The following is a 20,579-nucleotide window of genomic DNA, read 5'->3' on the forward strand; positions in this document are numbered from 1 at the left end:
GCTCAGGGAGACAGGCATGACTCGTGACTTCGATGGCTCGTTTCAACCCAACGCCAAAGCGCGCAAACAACAGCAGAAGGATCAGCGCCGGATGGAATTCCGCCGGGCGATCGAAAGCTATTCCGAGCAACGGCAACTGTTGCGCGAAATCGCCGATTATTCCGAACTGAGGGATATCACGGTGTGGCAGGTACTGCCGGGGGCGTCGCCGAAAAACGCTCCACAAGCCCACTGATCAACGCACGTTCGCTGCGGATGAACGCCAGAAACGCCAGGGCAACCGGCGACTGACGCTTGGCTTTGGCCTGCACGACACACCAGCTGCGGTACAGCGGCAGCTCTTCCACTGGCAGCTCCTTGAGCCTGCCAGTGGCCAGTTCCAGGCGCAACGCATGGCGGGTCAGCAGGGCGATGCCGAGGCCGGCGCTGACACACTCGCGCTGCGCTTCTGCCGAGGCTACCTCGAGGGTCTGGGTGAAGTGCACGCGCTTGTCCTTGAAGTATTCTTCACAGGCTTTGCGCGTGCCTGAGCCCTGTTCGCGGATCAGCAGGGTATGCGGCTCGAGGTCTTGCAGGCGCAGCGTGTCGAGCTTGCACAGCGGGTGATCCGGTGGCGCCACGGCAACGATCGGGTTGTTCAGAAACGGCAGAAACTCAAGGCCCATGTCCTGCGGCACCATCGACATGATGATCAAGTCGTCGCGGTTGTCCGACAGGCGCCGGATCACCTGCGCCCGGTTGACCACGGTGAGGGTCAGGTTGACCTCGGGGTGACGCTCCTTGAAGGCCGCAAACAAGTGCGGCACGAAGTACTTGGCACTGGACTCGACGGCCAGTTTCAGTTGCCCCTGCAGCGAGCCCTGCATGTCCGACAGTTGCATGTCGAGGTTTTCCAGGCGGCCGAAGATGTCGCGGCTGGCGCGCTGCAACGCCTCGGCGGCTTCGGTCAGGTACAGCTTCTTGCCGACATACTCGAACAACGGCTGGCCAACCAGCTCTTCCAGCTGGCGGATCTGTAGACTTACGGCGGGTTGCGTCAACGACATCTCTTCGGCAGCGCGACTGTAAGAGCGCAAATCGCACACCTCATTGAAGATCTGCAACTGACGCAATGTCATACGCATCAATGACTTACGCATTTATCCCCACCGTTTGGCAAAACCTTGTTACCGGACTATAAGCTTTTGCTAATGCTGCCCCTAACAAATATTGATTTTTGTTTATCGTGCGCTGGCGCTAGGGTGAATGTGCGACTGGCCAGCAGCGTCTGGCCGCGCCGAGCGGTAGAACCGGCTCGTATGTTCCAACGGCTTTGGGAAGAATCCAGTGATAAAAAAAATCCTGATCGCCAACCGGGGTGAAATTGCAGTTCGGATCGTGCGTGCCTGCGCTGAAATGGGCATTCGTTCGGTGGCGATCTATTCCGACGCCGACCGCCACGCGCTGCACGTCAAGCGTGCAGATGAGGCCCACAGCATCGGTGCCGAGCCACTGGCTGGCTACCTGAACCCGCGCAAGCTGGTCAACCTGGCGGTCGAGACCGGCTGTGATGCATTGCATCCTGGCTATGGTTTTCTCTCCGAGAACGCTGAGCTGGCGGAGATCTGCGCCGAGCGTGGGATCAAGTTCATCGGCCCGTCGGCGGATGTGATTCGGCGCATGGGCGACAAGACCGAAGCACGCCGGACCATGATCCAGGCGGGTGTCCCGGTCACCCCCGGCACCGAGGGTAACGTGGCGGATATCCACGAGGCGCTCAACGAAGGTGAGCGCATTGGCTACCCGGTCATGCTCAAGGCAACCTCCGGTGGTGGCGGCCGTGGTATCCGTCGCTGCAACAGCCGCGAAGAGCTCGAGCAGGCGTTTCCCCGGGTGATCTCCGAAGCCACCAAGGCCTTTGGCTCGGCTGAAGTGTTCCTGGAAAAGTGCATCGTCAACCCCAAGCACATCGAGGCGCAGATCCTCGGCGACAGCTTTGGCAATGTGGTGCACCTGTTCGAGCGTGACTGCTCGATCCAGCGCCGCAACCAGAAGCTCATCGAAATCGCCCCCAGCCCGCAGCTGACCCCGGAGCAACGCGCCTACATTGGCGATCTGGCGGTGCGCGCGGCCAAGGCGGTCGACTACGAGAACGCCGGTACCGTGGAGTTTTTGCTCGCCGATGGCGAGGTGTACTTCATGGAGATGAACACCCGGGTCCAGGTCGAACACACCATTACCGAAGAAATCACCGGTATCGATGTGGTCCGCGAGCAGATCCGCATCGCCTCCGGTCTGCCGCTGTCGGTCAAGCAGGAAGACATCCAGCACCGCGGCTACGCGTTGCAGTTCCGCATCAACGCCGAAGACCCGAAAAACAACTTCCTGCCAAGCTTTGGCAAGATCACCCGTTACTACGCCCCGGGCGGCCCGGGCGTGCGCACCGATACGGCGATCTACACCGGCTACACCATCCCGCCGTACTACGACTCGATGTGCCTGAAGCTGGTGGTCTGGGCACTGACCTGGGAAGAAGCCATGGACCGCGGCCTGCGCGCTCTGGACGACATGCGCCTGCAGGGGGTCAAAACCACCGCCGCGTACTACCAGGAAATCCTGCGTAACCCGGAATTCCGTAGCGGCCAGTTCAATACCAGCTTCGTTGAAAGCCACCCTGAACTGACCAACTACTCGATCAAGCGCAAACCCGAAGAGCTGGCCCTGGCCATCGCCGCCGCCATCGCCGCCCACGCAGGCCTGTGAGGAATACAACAATGTCCAAGAAAATCCACGTAACCGACACAATCCTGCGCGACGCCCACCAGTCCCTGCTGGCCACGCGCATGCGCACCGAAGACATGCTGCCGATCTGCGAAAAGCTCGACAAGGTCGGCTACTGGTCACTGGAAGTGTGGGGCGGCGCAACCTTCGACGCCTGCGTGCGCTTCCTCAAGGAAGACCCGTGGGAGCGCCTGCGCCAGCTGCGAGCGGCATTGCCCAACACCCGCCTGCAGATGCTCCTGCGCGGGCAGAACCTGCTCGGCTATCGCCATTACAGCGATGACGTGGTCAAGGCCTTCGTGGCCAAGGCAGCGGTCAACGGCATCGACGTATTCCGCATCTTCGATGCCATGAACGACGTGCGTAACCTGCGTGTGGCGATCGAAGCGGTCAAGGCTGCCGGCAAGCATGCTCAGGGTACCATTGCCTACACCGTCAGCCCGGTGCACACCATCGACGCATTCGTGGCCCAGGCCAAGCAGATGGAAGCCATGGGTTGTGACTCGGTGGCAATCAAGGACATGGCCGGCCTGCTGACGCCGTTCGCCACTGGCGAACTGGTCAAAGCGCTCAAGGCCGAGCAGTCGCTGCCGGTGTTCATCCACTCCCATGACACCGCTGGCCTGGCCGCGATGTGCCAGCTCAAGGCTGTGGAAAACGGCGCCGATCATATCGATACAGCCATCTCCAGCTTCGCCTGGGGCACCAGCCATCCGGGTACCGAGTCGATGGTCGCTGCGCTCAAAGGCAGCGAGTTCGACACTGGCCTGGACCTGCAACTGCTGCAGGAAATCGGCCTGTACTTCTATGCCGTGCGCAAGAAGTACCACCAGTTCGAGAGCGAATTCACCGCGGTCGACACCCGTGTGCAGGTCAACCAGGTCCCTGGCGGGATGATTTCCAACCTGGCCAACCAGCTCAAGGAGCAGGGCGCCCTCAACCGCATGAACGAAGTGCTGGCAGAGATCCCGCGGGTTCGTGAAGACCTCGGCTTCCCACCGCTGGTGACCCCGACCTCGCAGATCGTCGGTACTCAGGCGTTCTTCAACGTACTCGCCGGCGAGCGCTACAAGACCATCACCAACGAGGTCAAACTGTACCTGCAAGGCGGTTACGGCAAGGCTCCGGGTGTTGTCAACGAACAGCTGCGCCGCCAGGCCATCGGTAGCGAAGAAGTCATCGACGTACGCCCGGCCGATCTGCTCAAGCCCGAGATGACCAAGCTGCGTGCCGACATTGGTGCCCTGGCGCAAAGCGAAGAAGACGTGCTGACCTTTGCCATGTTCCCGGACATCGGGCGCAAGTTCCTCGAAGAGCGCGCGGCCGGCACCCTGACTCCTGAAGTGCTCCTGCCAATCCCTGAGGCTGGCGCAGTGGCTGCCCCTGGCGGCGAAGGCGTGCCTACCGAGTTCGTCATCGACGTGCACGGCGAGACCTACCGTGTCGACATCACCGGTGTCGGCGTCAAGGCCGAGGGCAAGCGTCACTTCTACCTGTCGATCGACGGCATGCCGGAGGAAGTGGTATTCGAGCCGCTCAACGATTTCGTTGGCGGTGGCGGCAGCAAGCGCAAGCAGGCCAGCGGGCCGGGCCATGTCAGCACCAGCATGCCGGGCAACATCGTCGATGTGCTGGTCAAGGAAGGCGATGTGGTCAAGGCCGGCCAGGCGGTGCTGATCACCGAGGCGATGAAGATGGAGACCGAAGTGCAGGCGCCAATCGCCGGCAAGGTTGTGGCCATCCATGTTGCCAAGGGCGACCGGGTTACACCAGGCGAGATTCTGATCGAGATCGAGGGCTGAGCAAGACCTTCATCTACAAGCGGTTAACCTCATTGGGGAGCGGATAGCTCCCCTTTTTTTATCCACTTTCAGCGCTGATAGCCTTTGCCGAAGTAGCGCTCAAGCCGCGCCTGCACCAGTTCCAGCATGATCGACAGCACCCAATAGATCACCGCCGCTGTAGTCAGCATCTCCAGGTACCGATAGCTGGAACGCCCATACGACTGCGCCAGAAACATCACCTCCCAAACCCCCATCACCGAAATCAGCGACGAATCCTTGAGCATCGAGATGAACTGGTTGGCGCTCGGCGGGATGATCGTGCGCATCGCCTGCGGCAAGGTGATATGCCAGAAGATCGCTGCCGGACGCATGCCCAGAGCGAGTGCCGCCTGGCGTTGGCCGAGCGCTACGCCGATGATCCCGGCGCGGAAGATCTCGCTCAGGTAAGCACCGTAGTTCAGCGACAGGGCGATGATCCCCGCAGCAATCGCCCCCGGCACCAGCCCCAACTGCGGCAGGCCGAGATAGATCAGCAGAATCTGGATCAGCAACGGCGTGCCGCGGAAGAACGACGTGTAGAAACTGGCCACGCCAAACAGCACCGCGCTTGGCGACAGTCGCGCCAGCGCTGCGGCAAAGCCCAACAGCACCGACACCAGCATCGAGCACAGGCACAGGAACAGCGTCAGCGCCGCGCCCTGCAGGAAGCCGTTAGGGCCCAGCTTGAAGCCCGCTAGATTGGGGAACTTGTCGACGATAATCGCGAAATTCAGATCAAAACTGAGAAAGAAGCCGACAAACAGCAGCAGCAACACCAGCCACGTCAGGTATAGCCGTGTGCGAAAGCCGAACAGGCGCAAGGCGGTTTTACCTACGGGCTTGGGAGCGGGTTGATGAGCGTTCATTTACTGATGTCAGCGCCGATCCATTTCTGTGACAGCTTGGCCAGCGTGCCATCGGCTTTCAGCTCGGCAAACACCTGACGCACCTTGGCATCCCACTCCGGGTCGCCTTTTTCGATGGCCACCGAGTTGGGCTCTTCATACAGTGGCGCGCCGGCCAGCTTGAAGCGCTTGTCCTGATTCAGACGCGGTTGCGCGGTCACCAGGTTGGTGAGGATGGCATCCAGGCGTACGCCGGCACCCAGGCCGAGGTCCTGGAAAGCGACGTTGTCGGTGTCATACGGGGCAATCTGGACGAACTCGAACGGGTACTCCAGCTTTTGCTCTTCGGCGCCCTCGATCACCAGGTTCTTGTTCAGGTAGCTCTCGTAGCTGGAGGCGCTGGTCAGGCCGACCTTGCGCCCTTCGAGGTCCTTGGCTGAATGAATGCGATCATCCTTGGCATTGACCACGATCACCGCCGGCGAGGCGTAGTATTCAACCGGGAAGTCGAACACTTCAGCGCGGGCCTTGCTCGGCGTCATCGAGCAGATGCACAGGTCATAGCGACCGCTCCAGCGGCCGGCGGCGATCACGTCCCAGGACGGTGTTTCCAGGCGCAGCTTGACCCCGAGTTTCTGTGCGACCGCCTTGGCCACGTCGACGTCAAAACCGTCGAGCTGGTTCTGGTCATTCAAGAAGGAGAACGGCGGATAGCTCTCCATCAATACGTTGACGACTTCCTTGCGCGACTCGACGCGGTCCAAGGTGGCACCGGCAAAGGCAGAGGTAGCGCTCAAGGCCAGCAGGCCCGCGCAAAGCAAGGAAGGTAAACGCATAAGGACACCTGCAAAAAGGTTGTTAAAAAAACGCTGATGGTTATTTAATAGTTATAAGTTTTACATCACTAGTGAATATTATTCATATCAATATAAGCGGAAGTTATATGGCCGAGCGAGCGTTGGAAATTCTTGATGGCGGTATGGGTCGGGAGCTGCAGCGCCGTGGCGCGCCGTTCCGCCAGCCAGAGTGGTCTGCACTGGCCTTGAGCGAGGCGCCAGAGGCAGTGATCGCCGTGCACACTGCCTACATCGAGGCCGGTGCCGGGGTGATTACCAGCAACAGTTATGCGGTAGTGCCGTTCCACATTGGTGAAGAGCGCTTCGCCAATGAAGGCTTTGCTCTGGCCGCCACCGCTGGTCAGCTGGCGCGCACGGCTGCCGATGCCAGCGAGCGTGCGGTGAAGGTGGCTGGTTCGTTGCCGCCGCTGTTCGGCTCGTATCGCCCGGACTTGTACGAGCCGGAGCGCGTCAGCGAAGTGCTGTTGCCGCTGGTGGTCGGCCTCGCACCGTACGTCGACCTGTGGTTGGCCGAAACGCAGAGCGCGATCATCGAAGTACAGTCGATTGCCCGGCAGCTGCCGGCGGACGGCAAGCCGCTGTGGGTGTCGTTCACGCTGCAGGATGAAGACGTCGGTGACGTGCCGACCCTGCGTTCCGGTGAGACCGTGACCCAGGCCGCCGAAGCGGTCGCGGAGCTGGGCGTAGCTGCGCTGCTGTTCAACTGCAGCCAGCCAGAAGTGATCGGCGCCGCCATCGACGCCGCCCGTGCGGTATTCGAGCGCCTGGGTGCTGATATCGCCATCGGTGCCTACGCCAACGCCTTCCCGCCGCAGCCCAAGGATGCCACCGCCAACGACGGCCTCGACGAGCTGCGCGATGACCTCGACCCGCCGGGCTACCTGAGCTGGGCGCAGGACTGGCGTCAGCGCGGTGCAAGCCTGCTCGGCGGTTGCTGCGGCATCGGTCCGGAGCATATCGCCGAGCTGAAAAACAACCTGAGCTGATTCAGCTCGGGTTACGACAGGCTTCCAGCGTCTGCGCTTGACCTTCTGGGCGCTGGTTGTCGGCACTCAGCCAACGCTCAAAGCCCGCCGCAACGGTGGGCCATTCGTCATCGGTGATCGAGTACCAGGCCGTGTCGCGGTTCTGGCCCTTGATCACCATGTGCTGGCGGAACACCCCTTCAAAGACAAAACCGAAACGCTCCGCCGCGCGCTTGGAGCGGGCATTGGCGTTGTTGCACTTCCATTCCAGGCGGCGGTTGCCCAGGGCGAAACCCAGCTTGCCGAGCAGATAGACCGCCTCGCTACCTTTGGGCGTGCGCTGCATCGCGCCAGCAAAGGCGATGTGGCCGATCTCGATGCGGCCGTGGTCCGGCACTATCGACATCAAACTGAGAATGCCCTGTACCTGGCCACTGGCGCGGTCGATGACGCTGTAGAACAGCGGGTCGCGGCTGGCCGCGTTGCCGTCCAGCCAGCGATCAAAGCTCGCTCGCTCGCTGAACGGGCCGTAAGGCAGGTAATCCCACAGCGTCGGGTCTGCCTCGGGGCCCTGCAGCACCTCCCACAAGTCATCGCCGTGGCGAGCCGGGTCGAGCTTTTCCAGGCGGATGAAGCGGCCCTCGATCGGCTCGGCTTGCGGAACTGTCGCGGGTTTCCAGTTACTTGGCTGACTCATCTACGGCTCCTGTCTTACAGCGTTTGCCGGAATTGGATAAAGCCTGGGCGTTCGGCCACCTGCTCGTACAGCTTGATGGCGGTGGCATTGGTCTCGTGGGTCATCCAGTAGACCTTGCAGCAACCGATGGCCTTGGCGGTACTGTGCACATGCTCGATCAGCTGGCGGCCGATACCCAGGCCGCGCTGGCTGCCGTCGACATAGAGATCCTGCAGGTAGCAGGCGTCGCTGACGCTCCAGTTAGTACGATGATAGATCCAGTTGACCATGCCCACCGCCTTGCCATCGACCCAGGCCAGCGCCGAGTGGGTGGGCTGCTGCGGATCGAGTTGGCGCTGCCAGGTTACCGCACTGACCTCGTCGGCCAGCTCGGTTTCATAAAAGCGTAGGTAGGCCTGCCACAGTGGCAGCCAGGCGGCGTGATCGTCGGCGGTGACGGGGCGGATAATAACGGCTGGCATGGGTGATTCCTTCACAGTGGCCGCATCTGCGCGGCGAGTTGGTTGTCTTGCGGGTCGGTGCTGCTGGCCAGGCCGTCGCGCACGCCTGCGACATCTTCGGCGGAGCGGTTCTGGCTAAGCTTGCGTGCGCCCTGTATGCGGCTAATCGGCAAGCGAAAACCGACGATGGCGCGCAACATGCCTTCGATGTAGTCGCTTGGCGCATCGCCTACCTGCCAGGGCGTGTCGCGGCCTTGTTCGTGGCGGTCGGTCAGGTGGCTGACGATGTCGAGCAGGGCGGCGCCATCCTCGATCACTTCAGCGCTACCGTAGGCATGCACGGCCAGGTAGTTCCAGGTCGGCACGACCTTGTGCGTGGCGGCTTTGCTCGGATAGAAGCTGGGGCTGACATAAGCATCGGCACCGGCAAACACCAGCAATGCTTCGCTGCCTTGTTGCAACTCCTGCCACTGGCGGTTGGCCCGGGCCAGGTGGCCATAAACCGTGCCGTACTCACCTTCGCCGGTGTCGATCAGCACCGGGATATGGCTGGCAAGCAAACCCTGTTCGCCGTGGGTGATGAGTACAGCCAGGCGGGTTTCCAGCATCTGTTGCTGCAAGCGCTGTAGATCATGCTCTTGATGGGGTTTGCTGTTGTACATGGTGGGATCCTTGTGCAATGGCTCTATCCTAGGCAGGCTATTGGCTCAGGTTAAGAGCCATTAATGACTGTTTTCATAGGTCCAATGCCATGCGTGATCAGCCGCTTGCACTGCCATTCGACCCGGCCGGGATCGTGCTCGACCGCCGTCGGGGTCTCAGCTTGCAGTTGTATCAGGCGTTGCGCGCGAGGGTGCTGGATGGTCGTCTGAGTAGTGGCACCCGGCTCCCAGCCAGCCGCGATCTGGCCAAGGTGCTGGCGCTGTCGCGCAACAGCGTGGTGCGCGCATACGACCAGTTGTACGCCGAGGGGTACATTGAAAGTCGGGTGGGCGATGGCACCTATGTCAGCCGCCTGCCAAAACTGTCCACAGAAGTATCCACAGGGTTATACCCTAGGTTATCAACAGGGTTATCCACATTTGTGGATAAAAGCACTGAGGATTTATCCAGCAATGCGTCCTCCAGCGTGTGGTTGGACCGTCTGAAAAATCATCATCTACCCGCGCCCCGCAGCGGTCCTCCTGGTGCGTTTCGGGTCGGCGTACCTGCGTTCGACCTGTTCCCCTTCGACGTCTGGGCCAAGCTGCATGCGGGTTTCTGGCGTAATCCCGATCCAGCCCGGCTTGGCTATGGCGACCCGGCTGGTGAACCGCAGCTGCGCGAACTGATCGCCGCTTACCTGCGCCAATCAAGGGGCATCAGCTGCACGGCTGGGCAAATAGTGATCACCAGTGGTGCACAGCAGGCGATAACCCTTTGTGCACAGCTGCTGGTGCAGCCTGGCCAGGCCGTAGCTGTGGAAAACCCGGGCTACCGGGCGGCAGGGCACGCCTTTGCAGTTGCGGGCGGTCAGGTCAAGGGAGTACCAGTGGACGCTGAGGGCCTGGATTGCGCCAGGCTCGAGCAGCTACCGGATTGCCGCGTGGCCTATGTAACGCCGGCTCATCAATACCCCACCGGCGTCACCATGAGCCTCGCCCGGCGCCTGCAATTGCTGGCCTGGGCCGAGCGCAGCGACGGTTGGATCATCGAGGACGATTACGACGGCGAGTACCGCTACAGCGGCGCACCGCTGGCGCCCTTGGCTGCGCTGGATCAGCAGGGGCGGGTGTTGTACGTAGGCACCTTTGGCAAGATTGCCTTCCCGGCCTTGCGGTTGGGGTATCTGGTGTTGCCGCAAAGCTTGGTCGAGCCCTTCAGCCAGGCCCGTGCGCTGGCGGTGCGTCATTCCGAGGTAGGTACGCAGTCGGTGATGGCGCAGTTCATGGCGTTGGGGCATTTCCAGCGCCATATCCGGCGCATGCGGCGGGCGGCACTGAGCAGGCGCAATGTGCTCAAGGCCGGTTGGCCGACCACCGTAGCGGGCTTGGGTGCCATGCCGGAAGTGGCGGCAGGGCTGCACGTGATGGTGCCTGTGGATAACTTTGCCAGAGAACAGGCGCTGGTGGCATTGGCGGAAGCGGCGGGGGTAGAGGTTAATCCGCTGAGCGGCTATTGGCTGGAAGACAGCGATGAACCTGTGGATAAGCGCGCAGGGCTGGTGCTCGGCTTTGCCGCTGTCCCGGAAGCGCAGATTGCAGACGCCGTGATGCGCCTGCGCAAGGCCTGGCGCTAGGAGAACCGCGGTGTGTAGGAGCGGCCTTGTGTCGCGAAAGGGGCGCGTAGCGGCCCCAGATTTCACCTTCGCAGCCGATATCGCCGGGCCAGCTACGCTGGCCTTTCGCGACACAAGGCCGCTCCTACAAAGAGCGGCGTGATGGCCCGAATGCTATCAGGTACCAGATTTGATCCGGGTCCAGGCGCGGGTCCGGGCTCGCTCGGCATCGCGCGCCAAGGGCTTGAGGGTGTACAGCGTTTGCATCGCCTCAGCCGTCGGGTACAGGTTGGGGTTGTTGCGAATCGCCGCGCTGACCTTCTCGGTAGCGTCTTTATTGGGGTTGGGGTAACCGACAAAGTCGCTGATCGGCGCGATCACTTCCGGGCGCAGCAGGTAGTTGATGAACGCATGCGCGTCCTCGGCGTTGGCGGCATTCTTCGGAATCGCCAGCATGTCGAACCAGATCGGCGCGCCTTCTTTCGGCAGGCGCATATCCACGACTACGCCATTGTTGGCTTCCCGGGCACGGTTGGCGGCCTGGGAGAAGCTGCCGGAATAGCCGACCGCGACGCAGATATCGCCATTGGCGATGTCAGCCATGTACTTCGAGGAATGGAAGTAGGTGATATACGGGCGAATCTTAAGCAGCAACGCTTCGGCCTTCTTGTAGTCCTCGGCCTTGTTGCTGTTGGGGTCCAGGCCCAGGTACTTCAGCGCCAGCGGCAGCACCTCGGACGGCGAGTCGAGAACGGCCACGCCGCACTGCTTGAGTTTGGCCAGGTTTTCTTCCTTGAAGATCAGGTCCCAGCTGTCCACTGGCGCGTTGTCGCCCAGCGCTGCCTTGACCTTGGCCGGGTTGAAGCCGATCAGCACGGTGCCATACATATAGGGCACGGCGTACTTGTTGCCGGGGTCATTGGCTTCGATCAGCTTCATCAAGGCCGGGTCGAGGTGCTGCCAGTTGGGCAGTTTGCTGCGGTCCAGCGGCTGGAACACGCCGGCCTCGATCTGCTTGGCCAGGAACACGTTGGACGGCACTACTACGTCATAGCCCGAGTTACCGGTCAGCAGCTTGGCTTCAAGCGCTTCGTTGGTGTCGAAGATGTCGTAGATCAGTTTGACCTGGCTGTCTTTCTGGAAATCAGTGAGGGTCTGCGGGGTGATGTAGTCGAACCAGTTGTACACGCGCAACGTGCGCTGTTCGGCCTGAGCCTGAATTGTGCTGCTGAGCAGGCCAACGGCGAGCAACGGGGCGAGCATGTGCTTGAGGGTGATCATGTTCAGGCTCCTGGCTGGGCACGCTGGAAACCTTCCAGCACGTTGACTGCGTTGATGCCGATTTCTTCCACAGCGTAGCCACCTTCCATCACGAACAAGGTCGGCTTGCCCAGCCGTGCAATGTGCTCGCCCATCTCCAGGTAATCCGGGCTGTCGAGTTTGAACTGCGAAATCGGGTCATCCTTGAACGTATCGACGCCAAGCGAGATCACCAGCACATCCGGTGCATAGCGGGCGATGCGCTCGCAGGCCGCCACCAGCGCCTGCTTCCACGCCGTCCAATCACTGCCGGCGGGCAGCGGATAATTGATGTTGCAGCCCTCGCCGGGGCCTTCGCCAAGCTCATCGGCATAGCCGAGGAAGAACGGAAATTCATCCTGCGGGTCGCCGTGGATCGAGGCGAAGAACACGTCGTCACGCCTGTAGAAGATGTCCTGAGTGCCGTTGCCGTGGTGATAGTCGACGTCGAGGATCGCCACTTTGTTGTGGCCCTGGTCGAGGAATGCCTGGGCGGCGATGGCGGCGTTGTTCAGGTAGCAGTAACCGCCCATGACTTCGCTGGCGGCATGGTGGCCCGGTGGCCGGCACAGCGCAAAGGCGGCATGGGCGCCTTGCTGGATGGCGTCCTGGGCGGTGAGGGCGACCTGCGCAGCGCTGTAGGCGGCCTGCCAGGTGCCGGCGGTAATCGGTGCACCGGCATCGAAGCTGTAGTAACCCAGCTCACCATGCAGCCCCGTCGGTTTGACCTGGCGCAGAGTGCGCGCCGGCCAGGTGAATGGCAGCAGGTCGCCGTCGTGGCCCAGTGCGGCCCAGCGCGCCCAGGCGCCTTCGAAGAAATTCAGGTAGTCGGCGCTGTGGATGCGCTGCAACGGTGCGCGGCCAAAGTCGCGAGGCGCTTGTACCGGGCCAAGATTGCGCGCCTTGACCCGCTCAAGCACATGATCGGCGCGCGAAGGCATCTCGAAGCAGGGCATCAGCTGCCCGTCGATCAGCTCGCAACGGCCGTGGTGCAGGCGGTGATCATCGGAATAGATCGTCAGCATTTTGTTGTTCTCCGAAGTAACTGGCGTGACCCATTGTCAGGGGCGGGCAGCTGAGGGAGAACGGCAGGCATGGCCAAAAGGGGATCAATGTGGCCAAGCTCGCTGGCCACTCAGGGCTAACCGCGAAAGTGGCTCGGCGCTACACCGCTCCAGCGTTGAAAGGCATGGCGGAAACTCGCCGTCTCGCTGAAGCCGAGGGTTTCGGCGATTTGGTAGATGGGCATCTGGTCCTCGGCGAGCAATTGCTTGGCACGCTCGAAGCGCAGGCTGTCGAGGATCTGCTGGTAGCTGCTGCCCAGCAATTGCAGGTGCCGGCGCAGGGTCCGCGATGAGCAGTTCATCTGCCGCGCCAGGCCTTCCAGGCCAGGTGCTGCATCCAGTTGCTGCAGCAACAGCTGGCGAATCCGCCCGAGCCAGGCCTGACGCCCGGTGAACTCCAGGTTTAGCTGGCGGCAGCGCTCGCTCATGGCCTTGTGGGTAATCGGGTCGGCCAGCGGCAGCGGCGTGTCCAGCCAGCGCCGCTCGAAGGCGAAGGCGTTGTCGCGGGCGGCAAAGCCCAGCGGGCAGTCGAAAGTCTCGGCATACAGCCCGTGATAGCCAGGCGCTGGCTGAGCGAAGCGGGCCGCCAGCAACGGCAGCGGCTGGCCGAGCAAGTCTTCGCAGATGGTTTTCAGTGATACCAGGCAGAATTCGGCATTGAAGCTGGCCAAGGCCAGGCTGTCGGCGTAGTCACTGGCACTCAGCCACACCCGCTGGCCATCTTCGATCAGGCGCAGGCTGAACACGGTGCCCAACAACGCCGGGTAGCGCAGCGCCAGGCGCAGGGCGTCACCCAAAGTGGCACTGGAGAGCAAGGCGTAACCGAGCATGCCGTAGCACGACACATGCATGCGCCGGCCGAGCTCCAGGCCGATCTCCTCGCGGCGAGCCACGGCGTTGGCACACACCTGCAATTCCTGCTGGGTGGTGATGCGCGCATCGGCATGGCCAAGGTCGGCCGGGCCAATGCCGCTGCCGGCCAGCAGGCTCGAGGCGTCGTTATGCTCTTCCTGAAAAACCTTGAGGATCAGCGAAACGGCATTGAGGGTGGTCAGGTGGCTGTGCAGCATGCTCGTCTATCCCGTGGCTTGGGAGGGATTAGCGAGCAAGTTGTGTGCCGCACCGCAGGCTGATACCCCGCGGCGGCAAAGCGCAGATAAAAAAAGGGCCCGATGCATGCGCTCGGGCCCTTGAAAGGTCGAGAGGTGTCTAGTCCCTCAAACCTGGTGAGACGGGTTACAGCAGCCGGTTATGCCTTGAGTGGCACCAGGCGTGGAGCAATCATGTTTTCCGGACGCAGGATGTCGTTGAGCATCGCTTCGTCGAGCAGCTTCTCTTCACGCACCAGTTCCAGTACGCCGCGGCCTGTTTCCAGGGCGATGCGGGCGATACGGGTGGCGTTTTCGTAGCCGATGTACGGGTTCAGTGCGGTGACCAGGCCGATCGAGTGCTCGACCAGTTCACGGCAACGTTGTTCGTTGGCAGTGATGTCGACGATGCAGTGCTCGCGCAGCATGTCCATGGCGCGCTGGAGCAGGCGGATCGAGTCGAAGATCTTGTAGGCGATCAGCGGCTCCATCACGTTCAGCTGCAGCTGGCCACCTTCGGCGGCGATGGTCAGGGCGAGGTCGTTGCCCATGATCGCGAAGGCGACCTGGTTGACCGCTTCCGGGATAACCGGGTTGACCTTGCCGGGCATGATCGAGCTGCCTGGCTGACGCGCTGGCAGGTTGATCTCGTTGATGCCGGTACGTGGGCCGCTGGACAGCAGGCGCAGGTCGTTGCAGATCTTCGACAGCTTGACCGCAGTACGCTTGAGCATGCCCGAGAACAGCACGAAGGCGCCCATGTCGGAAGTCGCTTCGATCAGGTCGGCAGCCGGTACCAGTGGCTGGCCGCTGATGGCCGCCAGGCGCTGCACGGCGAGCATCTGGTAGCCCGGGTCGGCGTTGATGCCGGTGCCGATGGCGGTGCCGCCGAGGTTGATTTCGGTGAGCAGCTCAGGTGCCAGCGAACGCAGACGGTTGAGGTCTTCGGTCATGGTCGTGGCAAAGGCGCGGAATTCCTGACCGAGGGTCATCGGTACGGCGTCCTGCAGCTGGGTGCGGCCCATCTTCAGTACGTGGTTGAATTCCTGACCTTTGGCAGCGAAGGCCTGGATCAGGCTGTCGAGGCTGGCCAGCAGAGCGTCGTGACCCAGCAGCAGACCCAGACGGATCGCAGTCGGGTAGGCGTCGTTGGTCGACTGCGCCATGTTCACGTCGTTGTTCGGGTGCAGGTACTGGTATTCGCCCTTCTGGTGACCCATGGCCTCCAGCGCGATGTTGGCGATGACTTCGTTGGCGTTCATGTTGGTAGAAGTACCAGCACCGCCTTGAATCATGTCGACCACGAACTGCTCGTGGTAGTCACCACGGATCAGGCGGGCGCAAGCCTCGCTGATCGCAGCATGCTTGGCATCGCTCAGGTGCCCCAGCTCACGGTTGGCATCAGCAGCAGCCTGCTTGACCATCGCCAGGCCGACTACCAGTTTCGGGTAGTGCGACAGCGGGACGCCGGAGAGGTGGAAGTTGTTGGCAGCGCGCAAAGTCTGGATGCCGTAGTAGGCATCAGCAGGGACTTCAAGGGTACCAAGCAGATCTTTTTCGACGCGGAACGATGCAGCGGAGGACATGATAGATATCATCTCGAGTTTGACCCGGCACCTGCCGGAATGCCGCCAATCCTAGGCTGGAGCGCATTTGTCGGCCAATGCTGTTAGGCGCTATCCTATGCACAAACGGCATAATGATTGATGTGACGTCAACTGACATTCGAGCGTGTTCCATTTTGGTGCATGCCGGGAGATGGCTGCATGAACCTAGAAAGCAAATGGCTGGAAGATTTCAGCGCGCTGGCCTCGACGCGCAGTTTTTCGCAGGCGGCCGAGCGTCGCTTCGTTACCCAGCCTGCTTTCAGCCGGCGCATCCGCAGCCTTGAAGCGGCACTCGGGCTGACCCTGGTAAACCGCTCGCGCACGCCGATCGAGCTGACTGAAGCCGGGCAGCTGTTTCTGGTCACGGCGCGCACTGTTGTCGACCAATTAAGCGAAGTTCTCCGCCATTTGCATCATTTAGAAGGCGGGCAGGGCGAGGTTATCCAGGTGGCTGCGGCGCACTCACTGGCTTCGGGGTTCTTCCCGCGCTGGGTGGCCCAGTTGCGCAACGACGGCCTCAACATCGCCACACGGCTGGTCGCGACCAACGTCGGTGATGCCGTGCACGCCCTGCGCGAAGGCGGCTGTGACCTGATGCTGGCCTTCTACGACCCGGACGCTGCGCTGCAGATGGATGCCGAGATCTTCCCGTCACTGCACATGGGCACCACCGAGATGCTGCCGGTTTGCGCAGTCGGGCCGGATGGTCAGCCACTGTTCGACCTGGAAGGTGAAAACAGCGTGCCGTTGCTGGCCTACAGCGCCGGGGCGTTTCTGGGCCGTTCGGTGAGCCTGCTGCTGCGTCAGCGCAACCTGCGCTACACCACCGTTTATGAAACGGCGATGGCCGACAGCCTCAAGAGCATGGCCCTGGAAGGCATGGGCGTGGCCTGGGTGCCGCGCCTGTCGATGCAGGGTGAGCTGGCCCGCGGCGAGCTGGCGGTATGCGGCAGCAGTGCCTGGCATGTGCCGCTGGAGATCCGCCTGTACCGCTGCGCACTGGTGCGCAAGGCCAACGTAAGGCTGCTGTGGCGCAAACTGGAAGGCGGCACAGTTGACCCGAAAGTCAGCCAAACCCCCGAAAAATAGGCTCGACAGTTGGTCGCCAGGGGTGCCGGGATGCGCTTGCGTTACGTTATACTGCGCGGCCCCTGGACCGGATAGATATTCCGGTCGTGATCAGCATACAAGCCACGCCGGTCGTCCCGCGTGGCTTGTTGTTTTTTGACGCGCCTGCGGGCGCACAAGCGAAGAGGCTCGACGATGAGTGCACTGGTTGGCGTGATCATGGGCTCCAAGTCCGATTGGTCCACCCTTAGCCACACCGCCGATATGCTGGAAAAACTCGGCATTCCCTACGAAGTGAAGGTGGTTTCTGCCCACCGTACTCCGGATCTGCTGTTCCAGTATGCCGATGAGGCCGATGGCCGTGGCATCGAGGTGATCATCGCCGGTGCTGGTGGCGCTGCCCACCTGCCAGGCATGTGCGCCGCCAAGACCCACCTGCCGGTACTCGGCGTGCCGGTCCAGTCGGCCATGCTCTCGGGCGTCGACTCGCTGCTGTCGATCGTGCAGATGCCGGCCGGCGTACCGGTCGCGACCCTGGCCATCGGCAAGGCTGGCGCGATCAACGCCGCGCTGCTGTCGGCGAGCATCCTCGGTGCCAAGTACCCGCAGTTCCACGCAGCGCTCAAGCAGTTCCGCGTAGAGCAGACCGAAACCGTCCTGGACAATCCTGACCCGCGTCAGGTTTGAGGCTTAGCACATGAAGATCGGTGTAATCGGTGGCGGCCAGTTGGGCCGCATGCTGGCCCTGGCGGGTACTCCGCTGGGCATGAACTTCGCATTTCTCGACCCGGCCCCGGACGCCTGCGCCGCGCCGCTCGGCGAGCATCTGCGGGCTGACTATGGCGACCAGGACCACCTGCGCCAGTTGGCCGACGAAGTCGACCTGGTAACCTTCGAGTTCGAAAGCGTCCCGGCCGAAACCGTGGCTTTCCTCTCGCAGTTCGTGCCGGTGTACCCGAGCGCCGAAGCGCTGCGCATCGCACGCGACCGTCTGTTCGAGAAGAGCATGTTCCGCGATCTGGGTATTCCGACCCCAGCCTTCGCCGACATCCTCTCGCAGGCTGACCTCGACGCGGCAGTCGCCAGCATCGGCCTGCCGGCCGTGCTCAAGACCCGTACCCTGGGTTACGACGGCAAGGGCCAGAAGGTGCTGCGCACAGTTGAAGATGTGGTCGGTACCTTTGCCGAGCTGGGCAGCGTGCCGTGCCTGCTCGAAGGCTTCGTGCCGTTCACTGGCGAAGTGTCGCTGGTGGCGGTGCGTGGTCGCGATGGCGAAACGCGCTTCTACCCGCTGGTGCACAACACCCACGACAACGGCATTCTGCGCCTGTCGGTCGCCAGTGAAGACCACCCGTTGCAGTCGCTGGCCGAAGACTACGTTGGCCGCGTGCTCAAGCAGCTCGACTATGTCGGCGTGATGGCGTTCGAGTTCTTCGAAGTCGACGGTGGCCTCAAGGCCAACGAAATCGCCCCGCGCGTGCACAACTCCGGGCACTGGACCATCGAAGGCGCCGAGTGCAGCCAGTTCCAGAACCACCTGCGGGCCATCGCCGGCCTGCCGTTGGGTTCAACTGCCAAGGTCGGTGAGAGCGCCATGCTCAACTTCATCGGTGAAGTGCCGGCGGTGGACAAGATCGTTGCCGTCGACGACTGCCACCTGCATCACTACGGCAAGGCCTTCAAGGCCGGGCGCAAGGTCGGCCATGCCACTCTGCGCTGCGCCGACATGGTCAGCCTGCATGAGAAAATCGCCGAAGTAGAGGCGTTGATCGCAGGCTGAGGGAACCTCTGCCGGTTGCCTGCCCTCTGAGATGGCAACATGCCAAAGCGCTGTCTAGGCTTTGGCATGCCTCATCTTCAAATGCAGAGGGATTGCCATGGGCATCATCGGAACCATTTTCATCGGCCTCATCGTTGGCTTGCTGGCGCGCTTCATCAAGCCAGGCGACGACAGCATGGGCTGGATCATGACCATCCTCCTGGGTATCGCAGGCTCCCTGCTGGCGACCTACGGCGGCCAGGCACTGGGCATCTATCAGGCCGGTCAGGCTGCAGGCTTCTTCGGTGCGCTGGTTGGCGCCGTGGTCCTGCTGGTGATCTACGGCATGATCAAGAAACGCTGATTGCACGGTAGAATGCTCGGCAATTCTCCCCGAGTTGCCGAGCGTTCTCATGCGTGCGTTGTTCCTCCTTCCCCTGCTACTGGCCAGCACCCTGGCCCATGCCGAGCTGCCCGAAACCGACTGGCTGGAACTGATGCCCAAGTCGGACCAACTGGCGCTGGAGCAGATGCCAGAAATCGACCACGACTCGCCTGAAGCTACCGGTACCTTTACCGACAAGGGCGGCCTCAAGCAGAGCAAAGGCTTGCCGGCAGTGATGTACTCGAGCAAGACCGTGCCGGCCATGAACGGCAAGCAGATTCGCCTCGGTGGTTATCCGGTGCCGCTGGAAAGCGACGCCAAGGGCAACAGCACGTTGTTCTTCCTGGTGCCGTATCCAGGCGCCTGCATCCACGTACCACCGCCACCGCCCAATCAGTTGGTGCTGGTGCGCTATCCGAAAGGTCTGAAGATCGACGATATCTACACACCGCTGTGGGTCAGCGGGCGTCTGCAGGTGGAAAAGGTCAGCAATGATCTGGCGGATGCTGCCTATGCGTTGGAGGCCAAGCAGGTGCGGGTCGTGGAAGATGCGGACCTGTGATGTAGGCCACCAGGATATTTGCAGCACCGCAGAATTTTGGGGCCGCTTCGCAGCCCTTTCGCGACACAAGGCCGCTCCTACAGGGATCGCGCATTACCTGGCAACGCGGTCCCCTGTAGGAGCGGCCTTGTGCCGCGAAATGAGGGCGCAGCCCTCACCGGGGCCAGCAGATCAGAGCGTTTCGCTGGCGATCTGAACGCTCAAGACATTGCGCTCACCAGCCTTCAACTCGACCAGATCATCCCAGACATTCGCCGTCTCGATGCACAGCATGCGCTGCCAGCCATCGTCTGCCATGTCCGGCAATTCGCGGGCGCGGTCGGTCCAGGGGTTCCAGATCACCGCCGAGCGCGAGCCGCTGCTGGTCAGGGTAATCCGTCGCTGCCAGTGCGGGTCGACAATGCTTAGCTGCTCAGGGCTATCGAGGTAGATCCGGTCGGTTTCGCCGCTGAACGCCAGCGCGCCCTGCTGCGTGCGCTGCTCCCAGTCAGCCAGGGTTTCGATGTAGCTCAGCCCTGCAACACCCTCGACCTGCGCCTGGCGCACATCGCTTACGGCAAAGTAGCTGTGCAAGGCCTGGCTGATGGTGACGCTGTCATCCCCGAGGTTGTGACTGGTGAGGGTGACACTGAGCTGCGCGCCAACTTCGATCAGCAGCGTGAGCTCGACCTTGTGCGGCCAGCCCGGCAGTTCGCCGTTGGCAGCCTCAGGCAGCGAGAACTGGATCTGGACCGTTTCGCCAACCTGCTCGATGCCCAGCAACTGCCAGTCCCGGCCACGCACCAGCCCATGAGCCGGGGCCTCTGTGCCGTTGTACATTTTTTGAACAGATAGTGGGTTACGTTGCAGGTTGCCAAACCACGGCCAGCATACCGGGACCCCGGCACGCACCGATTTGCCCTGACGAAACAGCGCTTGTTCACTCAACCACAGCAGCGGCGGTTGGCCGATGCGCTGGTAGCTGAGAATCTGCGCGCCTTGCTGAGCAATCAGCAGTTCCGCCTGCGGGCAGCTGACGCGCCAGCAAGCAAGCTCGCCGTGGGTTTCGGTTTCGACCTGAAAGTTAGCCATACGCTCATCTCGTTGTTTGCACCTGGGTTTTC

Annotated in this window: 21 protein-coding genes; 10 read left to right on the top strand and 11 right to left on the bottom strand. The window is 62.0% G+C overall.

Annotated features, from left to right (window positions below; all coding sequences use genetic code 11):
- Positions 1 to 16 precede the first annotated feature (16 nt).
- Positions 17 to 235: a PA3496 family putative envelope integrity protein gene (locus tag K3F44_RS19940; protein WP_101322825.1), complete on the top strand. Its 219-nt coding sequence runs from the start codon at positions 17 to 19 to the stop codon at positions 233 to 235.
- Here K3F44_RS19940 and K3F44_RS19945 read toward each other — a convergent pair.
- A complete protein-coding gene (locus K3F44_RS19945; RefSeq protein WP_181003831.1) occupies positions 177 to 1,124 on the bottom strand; it encodes a LysR family transcriptional regulator in 948 nt (315 codons plus the stop codon). The two genes, K3F44_RS19940 and K3F44_RS19945, sit on opposite strands and share 59 nt — an antisense overlap.
- Before the next feature lie 202 nt (positions 1,125 to 1,326).
- Here K3F44_RS19945 and K3F44_RS19950 point away from each other — a divergent pair, with 202 nt between their 5' ends.
- Positions 1,327 to 2,742: an acetyl-CoA carboxylase biotin carboxylase subunit gene (locus K3F44_RS19950; RefSeq protein WP_101322827.1), complete on the top strand. Its 1,416-nt coding sequence runs from the start codon at positions 1,327 to 1,329 to the stop codon at positions 2,740 to 2,742.
- Positions 2,743 to 2,753: 11 nt separating this feature from the next.
- The gene (gene oadA, locus K3F44_RS19955) at positions 2,754 to 4,562 is read left to right on the top strand and encodes a sodium-extruding oxaloacetate decarboxylase subunit alpha (RefSeq protein ID WP_101322828.1); all 1,809 of its coding nucleotides are present in this window, start codon (positions 2,754 to 2,756) and stop codon (positions 4,560 to 4,562) included.
- 68 nt (positions 4,563 to 4,630) lie between these two features.
- On the opposite strand, the gene K3F44_RS19960 is transcribed toward oadA, so the two are convergent.
- Positions 4,631 to 5,449, bottom strand: coding sequence for an amino acid ABC transporter permease (locus K3F44_RS19960; RefSeq protein WP_101322829.1), 819 nt, complete (start codon positions 5,447 to 5,449; stop codon positions 4,631 to 4,633).
- The gene (locus K3F44_RS19965; RefSeq protein ID WP_101322830.1) at positions 5,446 to 6,264 is read right to left on the bottom strand and encodes an ABC transporter substrate-binding protein; all 819 of its coding nucleotides are present in this window, start codon (positions 6,262 to 6,264) and stop codon (positions 5,446 to 5,448) included. Before K3F44_RS19965 ends, K3F44_RS19960 begins: the two co-directional genes overlap by 4 nt.
- Positions 6,265 to 6,371: 107 nt before the next feature.
- Between K3F44_RS19965 and K3F44_RS19970 the strand changes: the two genes are divergently transcribed.
- Positions 6,372 to 7,271 (top strand): homocysteine S-methyltransferase family protein, encoded by a 900-nt coding sequence (locus K3F44_RS19970; RefSeq protein WP_178080805.1) that lies wholly within the window; start codon positions 6,372 to 6,374, stop codon positions 7,269 to 7,271.
- A 1-nt stretch (position 7,272) separates the two neighbouring features.
- Here the strand turns inward: K3F44_RS19970 and K3F44_RS19975 are convergent, their stop codons facing one another.
- The 3 genes from K3F44_RS19975 to K3F44_RS19985 are packed head-to-tail and all read right to left on the bottom strand — an operon-like array spanning position 7,273 to position 9,049.
- Positions 7,273 to 7,947, bottom strand: coding sequence for a GNAT family N-acetyltransferase (locus tag K3F44_RS19975; protein ID WP_150570337.1), 675 nt, complete (start codon positions 7,945 to 7,947; stop codon positions 7,273 to 7,275).
- Between the two features lie 14 nt (positions 7,948 to 7,961).
- Positions 7,962 to 8,408, bottom strand: a complete 447-nt coding sequence (locus K3F44_RS19980) for a GNAT family N-acetyltransferase (RefSeq protein ID WP_101322833.1) — start codon at positions 8,406 to 8,408, stop codon at positions 7,962 to 7,964.
- 11 nt (positions 8,409 to 8,419) lie between these two features.
- Positions 8,420 to 9,049, bottom strand: coding sequence for an FMN-binding negative transcriptional regulator (locus K3F44_RS19985; protein WP_220632842.1), 630 nt, complete (start codon positions 9,047 to 9,049; stop codon positions 8,420 to 8,422).
- Between the two features lie 89 nt (positions 9,050 to 9,138).
- Between K3F44_RS19985 and K3F44_RS19990 the strand changes: the two genes are divergently transcribed.
- The gene (locus K3F44_RS19990; protein WP_220632843.1) at positions 9,139 to 10,665 is read left to right on the top strand and encodes a PLP-dependent aminotransferase family protein; all 1,527 of its coding nucleotides are present in this window, start codon (positions 9,139 to 9,141) and stop codon (positions 10,663 to 10,665) included.
- Positions 10,666 to 10,821: 156 nt separating this feature from the next.
- On the opposite strand, the gene K3F44_RS19995 is transcribed toward K3F44_RS19990, so the two are convergent.
- The 4 genes from K3F44_RS19995 to aspA all read right to left on the bottom strand — a co-directional run bounded on the left by K3F44_RS19995 (position 10,822) and on the right by aspA (position 15,681).
- Positions 10,822 to 11,925, bottom strand: coding sequence for a polyamine ABC transporter substrate-binding protein (locus K3F44_RS19995; RefSeq protein WP_101322836.1), 1,104 nt, complete (start codon positions 11,923 to 11,925; stop codon positions 10,822 to 10,824).
- A 2-nt stretch (positions 11,926 to 11,927) separates the two neighbouring features.
- On the bottom strand, positions 11,928 to 12,968 hold the full coding sequence (locus K3F44_RS20000; RefSeq protein ID WP_101322837.1) for a histone deacetylase family protein: 1,041 nt from the start codon (positions 12,966 to 12,968) through the stop codon (positions 11,928 to 11,930).
- A 116-nt stretch (positions 12,969 to 13,084) separates the two neighbouring features.
- On the bottom strand, positions 13,085 to 14,077 hold the full coding sequence (locus K3F44_RS20005) for an AraC family transcriptional regulator (RefSeq protein ID WP_220632844.1): 993 nt from the start codon (positions 14,075 to 14,077) through the stop codon (positions 13,085 to 13,087).
- A 179-nt stretch (positions 14,078 to 14,256) separates the two neighbouring features.
- Positions 14,257 to 15,681 carry an aspartate ammonia-lyase gene (aspA, locus tag K3F44_RS20010; protein WP_101322839.1) on the bottom strand — a complete coding sequence of 475 codons (1,425 nt, stop codon included), beginning with the start codon at positions 15,679 to 15,681 and terminating at the stop codon, positions 14,257 to 14,259.
- Between the two features lie 180 nt (positions 15,682 to 15,861).
- On the opposite strand from aspA, the gene K3F44_RS20015 reads away from it, so the two are divergent.
- From K3F44_RS20015 to K3F44_RS20035, 5 genes are all read left to right on the top strand, one after another.
- Positions 15,862 to 16,791: a LysR substrate-binding domain-containing protein gene (locus tag K3F44_RS20015; protein WP_101322840.1), complete on the top strand. Its 930-nt coding sequence runs from the start codon at positions 15,862 to 15,864 to the stop codon at positions 16,789 to 16,791.
- Positions 16,792 to 16,965: 174 nt separating this feature from the next.
- Complete coding sequence (purE, locus tag K3F44_RS20020) at positions 16,966 to 17,457, top strand: 5-(carboxyamino)imidazole ribonucleotide mutase (RefSeq protein ID WP_101322841.1); 492 nt, start codon at positions 16,966 to 16,968, stop codon at positions 17,455 to 17,457.
- A 10-nt stretch (positions 17,458 to 17,467) separates the two neighbouring features.
- Entirely contained in the window at positions 17,468 to 18,550 is a 1,083-nt protein-coding gene (locus K3F44_RS20025; RefSeq protein ID WP_101322842.1) for a 5-(carboxyamino)imidazole ribonucleotide synthase, read from the top strand.
- 97 nt (positions 18,551 to 18,647) lie between these two features.
- Positions 18,648 to 18,893 (top strand): GlsB/YeaQ/YmgE family stress response membrane protein, encoded by a 246-nt coding sequence (locus K3F44_RS20030; protein WP_101322843.1) that lies wholly within the window; start codon positions 18,648 to 18,650, stop codon positions 18,891 to 18,893.
- Positions 18,894 to 18,942: 49 nt separating this feature from the next.
- Positions 18,943 to 19,476, top strand: coding sequence for a DUF3299 domain-containing protein (locus K3F44_RS20035; protein WP_181088500.1), 534 nt, complete (start codon positions 18,943 to 18,945; stop codon positions 19,474 to 19,476).
- A 171-nt stretch (positions 19,477 to 19,647) separates the two neighbouring features.
- On the opposite strand, the gene K3F44_RS20040 is transcribed toward K3F44_RS20035, so the two are convergent.
- Positions 19,648 to 20,547 carry a D-hexose-6-phosphate mutarotase gene (locus tag K3F44_RS20040; RefSeq protein WP_220632845.1) on the bottom strand — a complete coding sequence of 300 codons (900 nt, stop codon included), beginning with the start codon at positions 20,545 to 20,547 and terminating at the stop codon, positions 19,648 to 19,650.
- Between the last annotated feature and the right edge of the window lie 32 nt (positions 20,548 to 20,579).

Origin of the sequence: Pseudomonas sp. S07E 245 (genome assembly GCF_019599025.1) — a bacterium.
Classification (GTDB): domain Bacteria; phylum Pseudomonadota; class Gammaproteobacteria; order Pseudomonadales; family Pseudomonadaceae; genus Aquipseudomonas; species Aquipseudomonas shirazensis.

What these genes read in the sequence shown, in the direction of transcription:
- K3F44_RS19970 (WP_178080805.1), top strand. Translation starts at nt 6,372, where the DNA reads ATGGCCGAGCGAGCGTTGGAAATTCTTGATGGCGGTATGGGTCGGGAG.
- K3F44_RS19965 (WP_101322830.1), bottom strand. Translation starts at nt 6,264, where the DNA reads ATGCGTTTACCTTCCTTGCTTTGCGCGGGCCTGCTGGCCTTGAGCGCT.
- K3F44_RS20025 (WP_101322842.1), top strand. Translation starts at nt 17,468, where the DNA reads ATGAAGATCGGTGTAATCGGTGGCGGCCAGTTGGGCCGCATGCTGGCC.
- K3F44_RS19980 (WP_101322833.1), bottom strand. Translation starts at nt 8,408, where the DNA reads ATGCCAGCCGTTATTATCCGCCCCGTCACCGCCGACGATCACGCCGCC.
- K3F44_RS19960 (WP_101322829.1), bottom strand. Translation starts at nt 5,449, where the DNA reads ATGAACGCTCATCAACCCGCTCCCAAGCCCGTAGGTAAAACCGCCTTG.
- K3F44_RS20000 (WP_101322837.1), bottom strand. Translation starts at nt 12,968, where the DNA reads ATGCTGACGATCTATTCCGATGATCACCGCCTGCACCACGGCCGTTGC.
- purE (WP_101322841.1), top strand. Translation starts at nt 16,966, where the DNA reads ATGAGTGCACTGGTTGGCGTGATCATGGGCTCCAAGTCCGATTGGTCC.
- K3F44_RS19985 (WP_220632842.1), bottom strand. Translation starts at nt 9,049, where the DNA reads ATGTACAACAGCAAACCCCATCAAGAGCATGATCTACAGCGCTTGCAG.
- K3F44_RS19995 (WP_101322836.1), bottom strand. Translation starts at nt 11,925, where the DNA reads ATGATCACCCTCAAGCACATGCTCGCCCCGTTGCTCGCCGTTGGCCTG.
- K3F44_RS20040 (WP_220632845.1), bottom strand. Translation starts at nt 20,547, where the DNA reads ATGGCTAACTTTCAGGTCGAAACCGAAACCCACGGCGAGCTTGCTTGC.
- K3F44_RS20035 (WP_181088500.1), top strand. Translation starts at nt 18,943, where the DNA reads ATGCGTGCGTTGTTCCTCCTTCCCCTGCTACTGGCCAGCACCCTGGCC.
- K3F44_RS19990 (WP_220632843.1), top strand. Translation starts at nt 9,139, where the DNA reads ATGCGTGATCAGCCGCTTGCACTGCCATTCGACCCGGCCGGGATCGTG.
- K3F44_RS19945 (WP_181003831.1), bottom strand. Translation starts at nt 1,124, where the DNA reads ATGCGTATGACATTGCGTCAGTTGCAGATCTTCAATGAGGTGTGCGAT.
- K3F44_RS19940 (WP_101322825.1), top strand. Translation starts at nt 17, where the DNA reads ATGACTCGTGACTTCGATGGCTCGTTTCAACCCAACGCCAAAGCGCGC.
- K3F44_RS20030 (WP_101322843.1), top strand. Translation starts at nt 18,648, where the DNA reads ATGGGCATCATCGGAACCATTTTCATCGGCCTCATCGTTGGCTTGCTG.
- K3F44_RS19975 (WP_150570337.1), bottom strand. Translation starts at nt 7,947, where the DNA reads ATGAGTCAGCCAAGTAACTGGAAACCCGCGACAGTTCCGCAAGCCGAG.
- aspA (WP_101322839.1), bottom strand. Translation starts at nt 15,681, where the DNA reads ATGTCCTCCGCTGCATCGTTCCGCGTCGAAAAAGATCTGCTTGGTACC.
- K3F44_RS20015 (WP_101322840.1), top strand. Translation starts at nt 15,862, where the DNA reads ATGAACCTAGAAAGCAAATGGCTGGAAGATTTCAGCGCGCTGGCCTCG.
- oadA (WP_101322828.1), top strand. Translation starts at nt 2,754, where the DNA reads ATGTCCAAGAAAATCCACGTAACCGACACAATCCTGCGCGACGCCCAC.
- K3F44_RS20005 (WP_220632844.1), bottom strand. Translation starts at nt 14,077, where the DNA reads ATGCTGCACAGCCACCTGACCACCCTCAATGCCGTTTCGCTGATCCTC.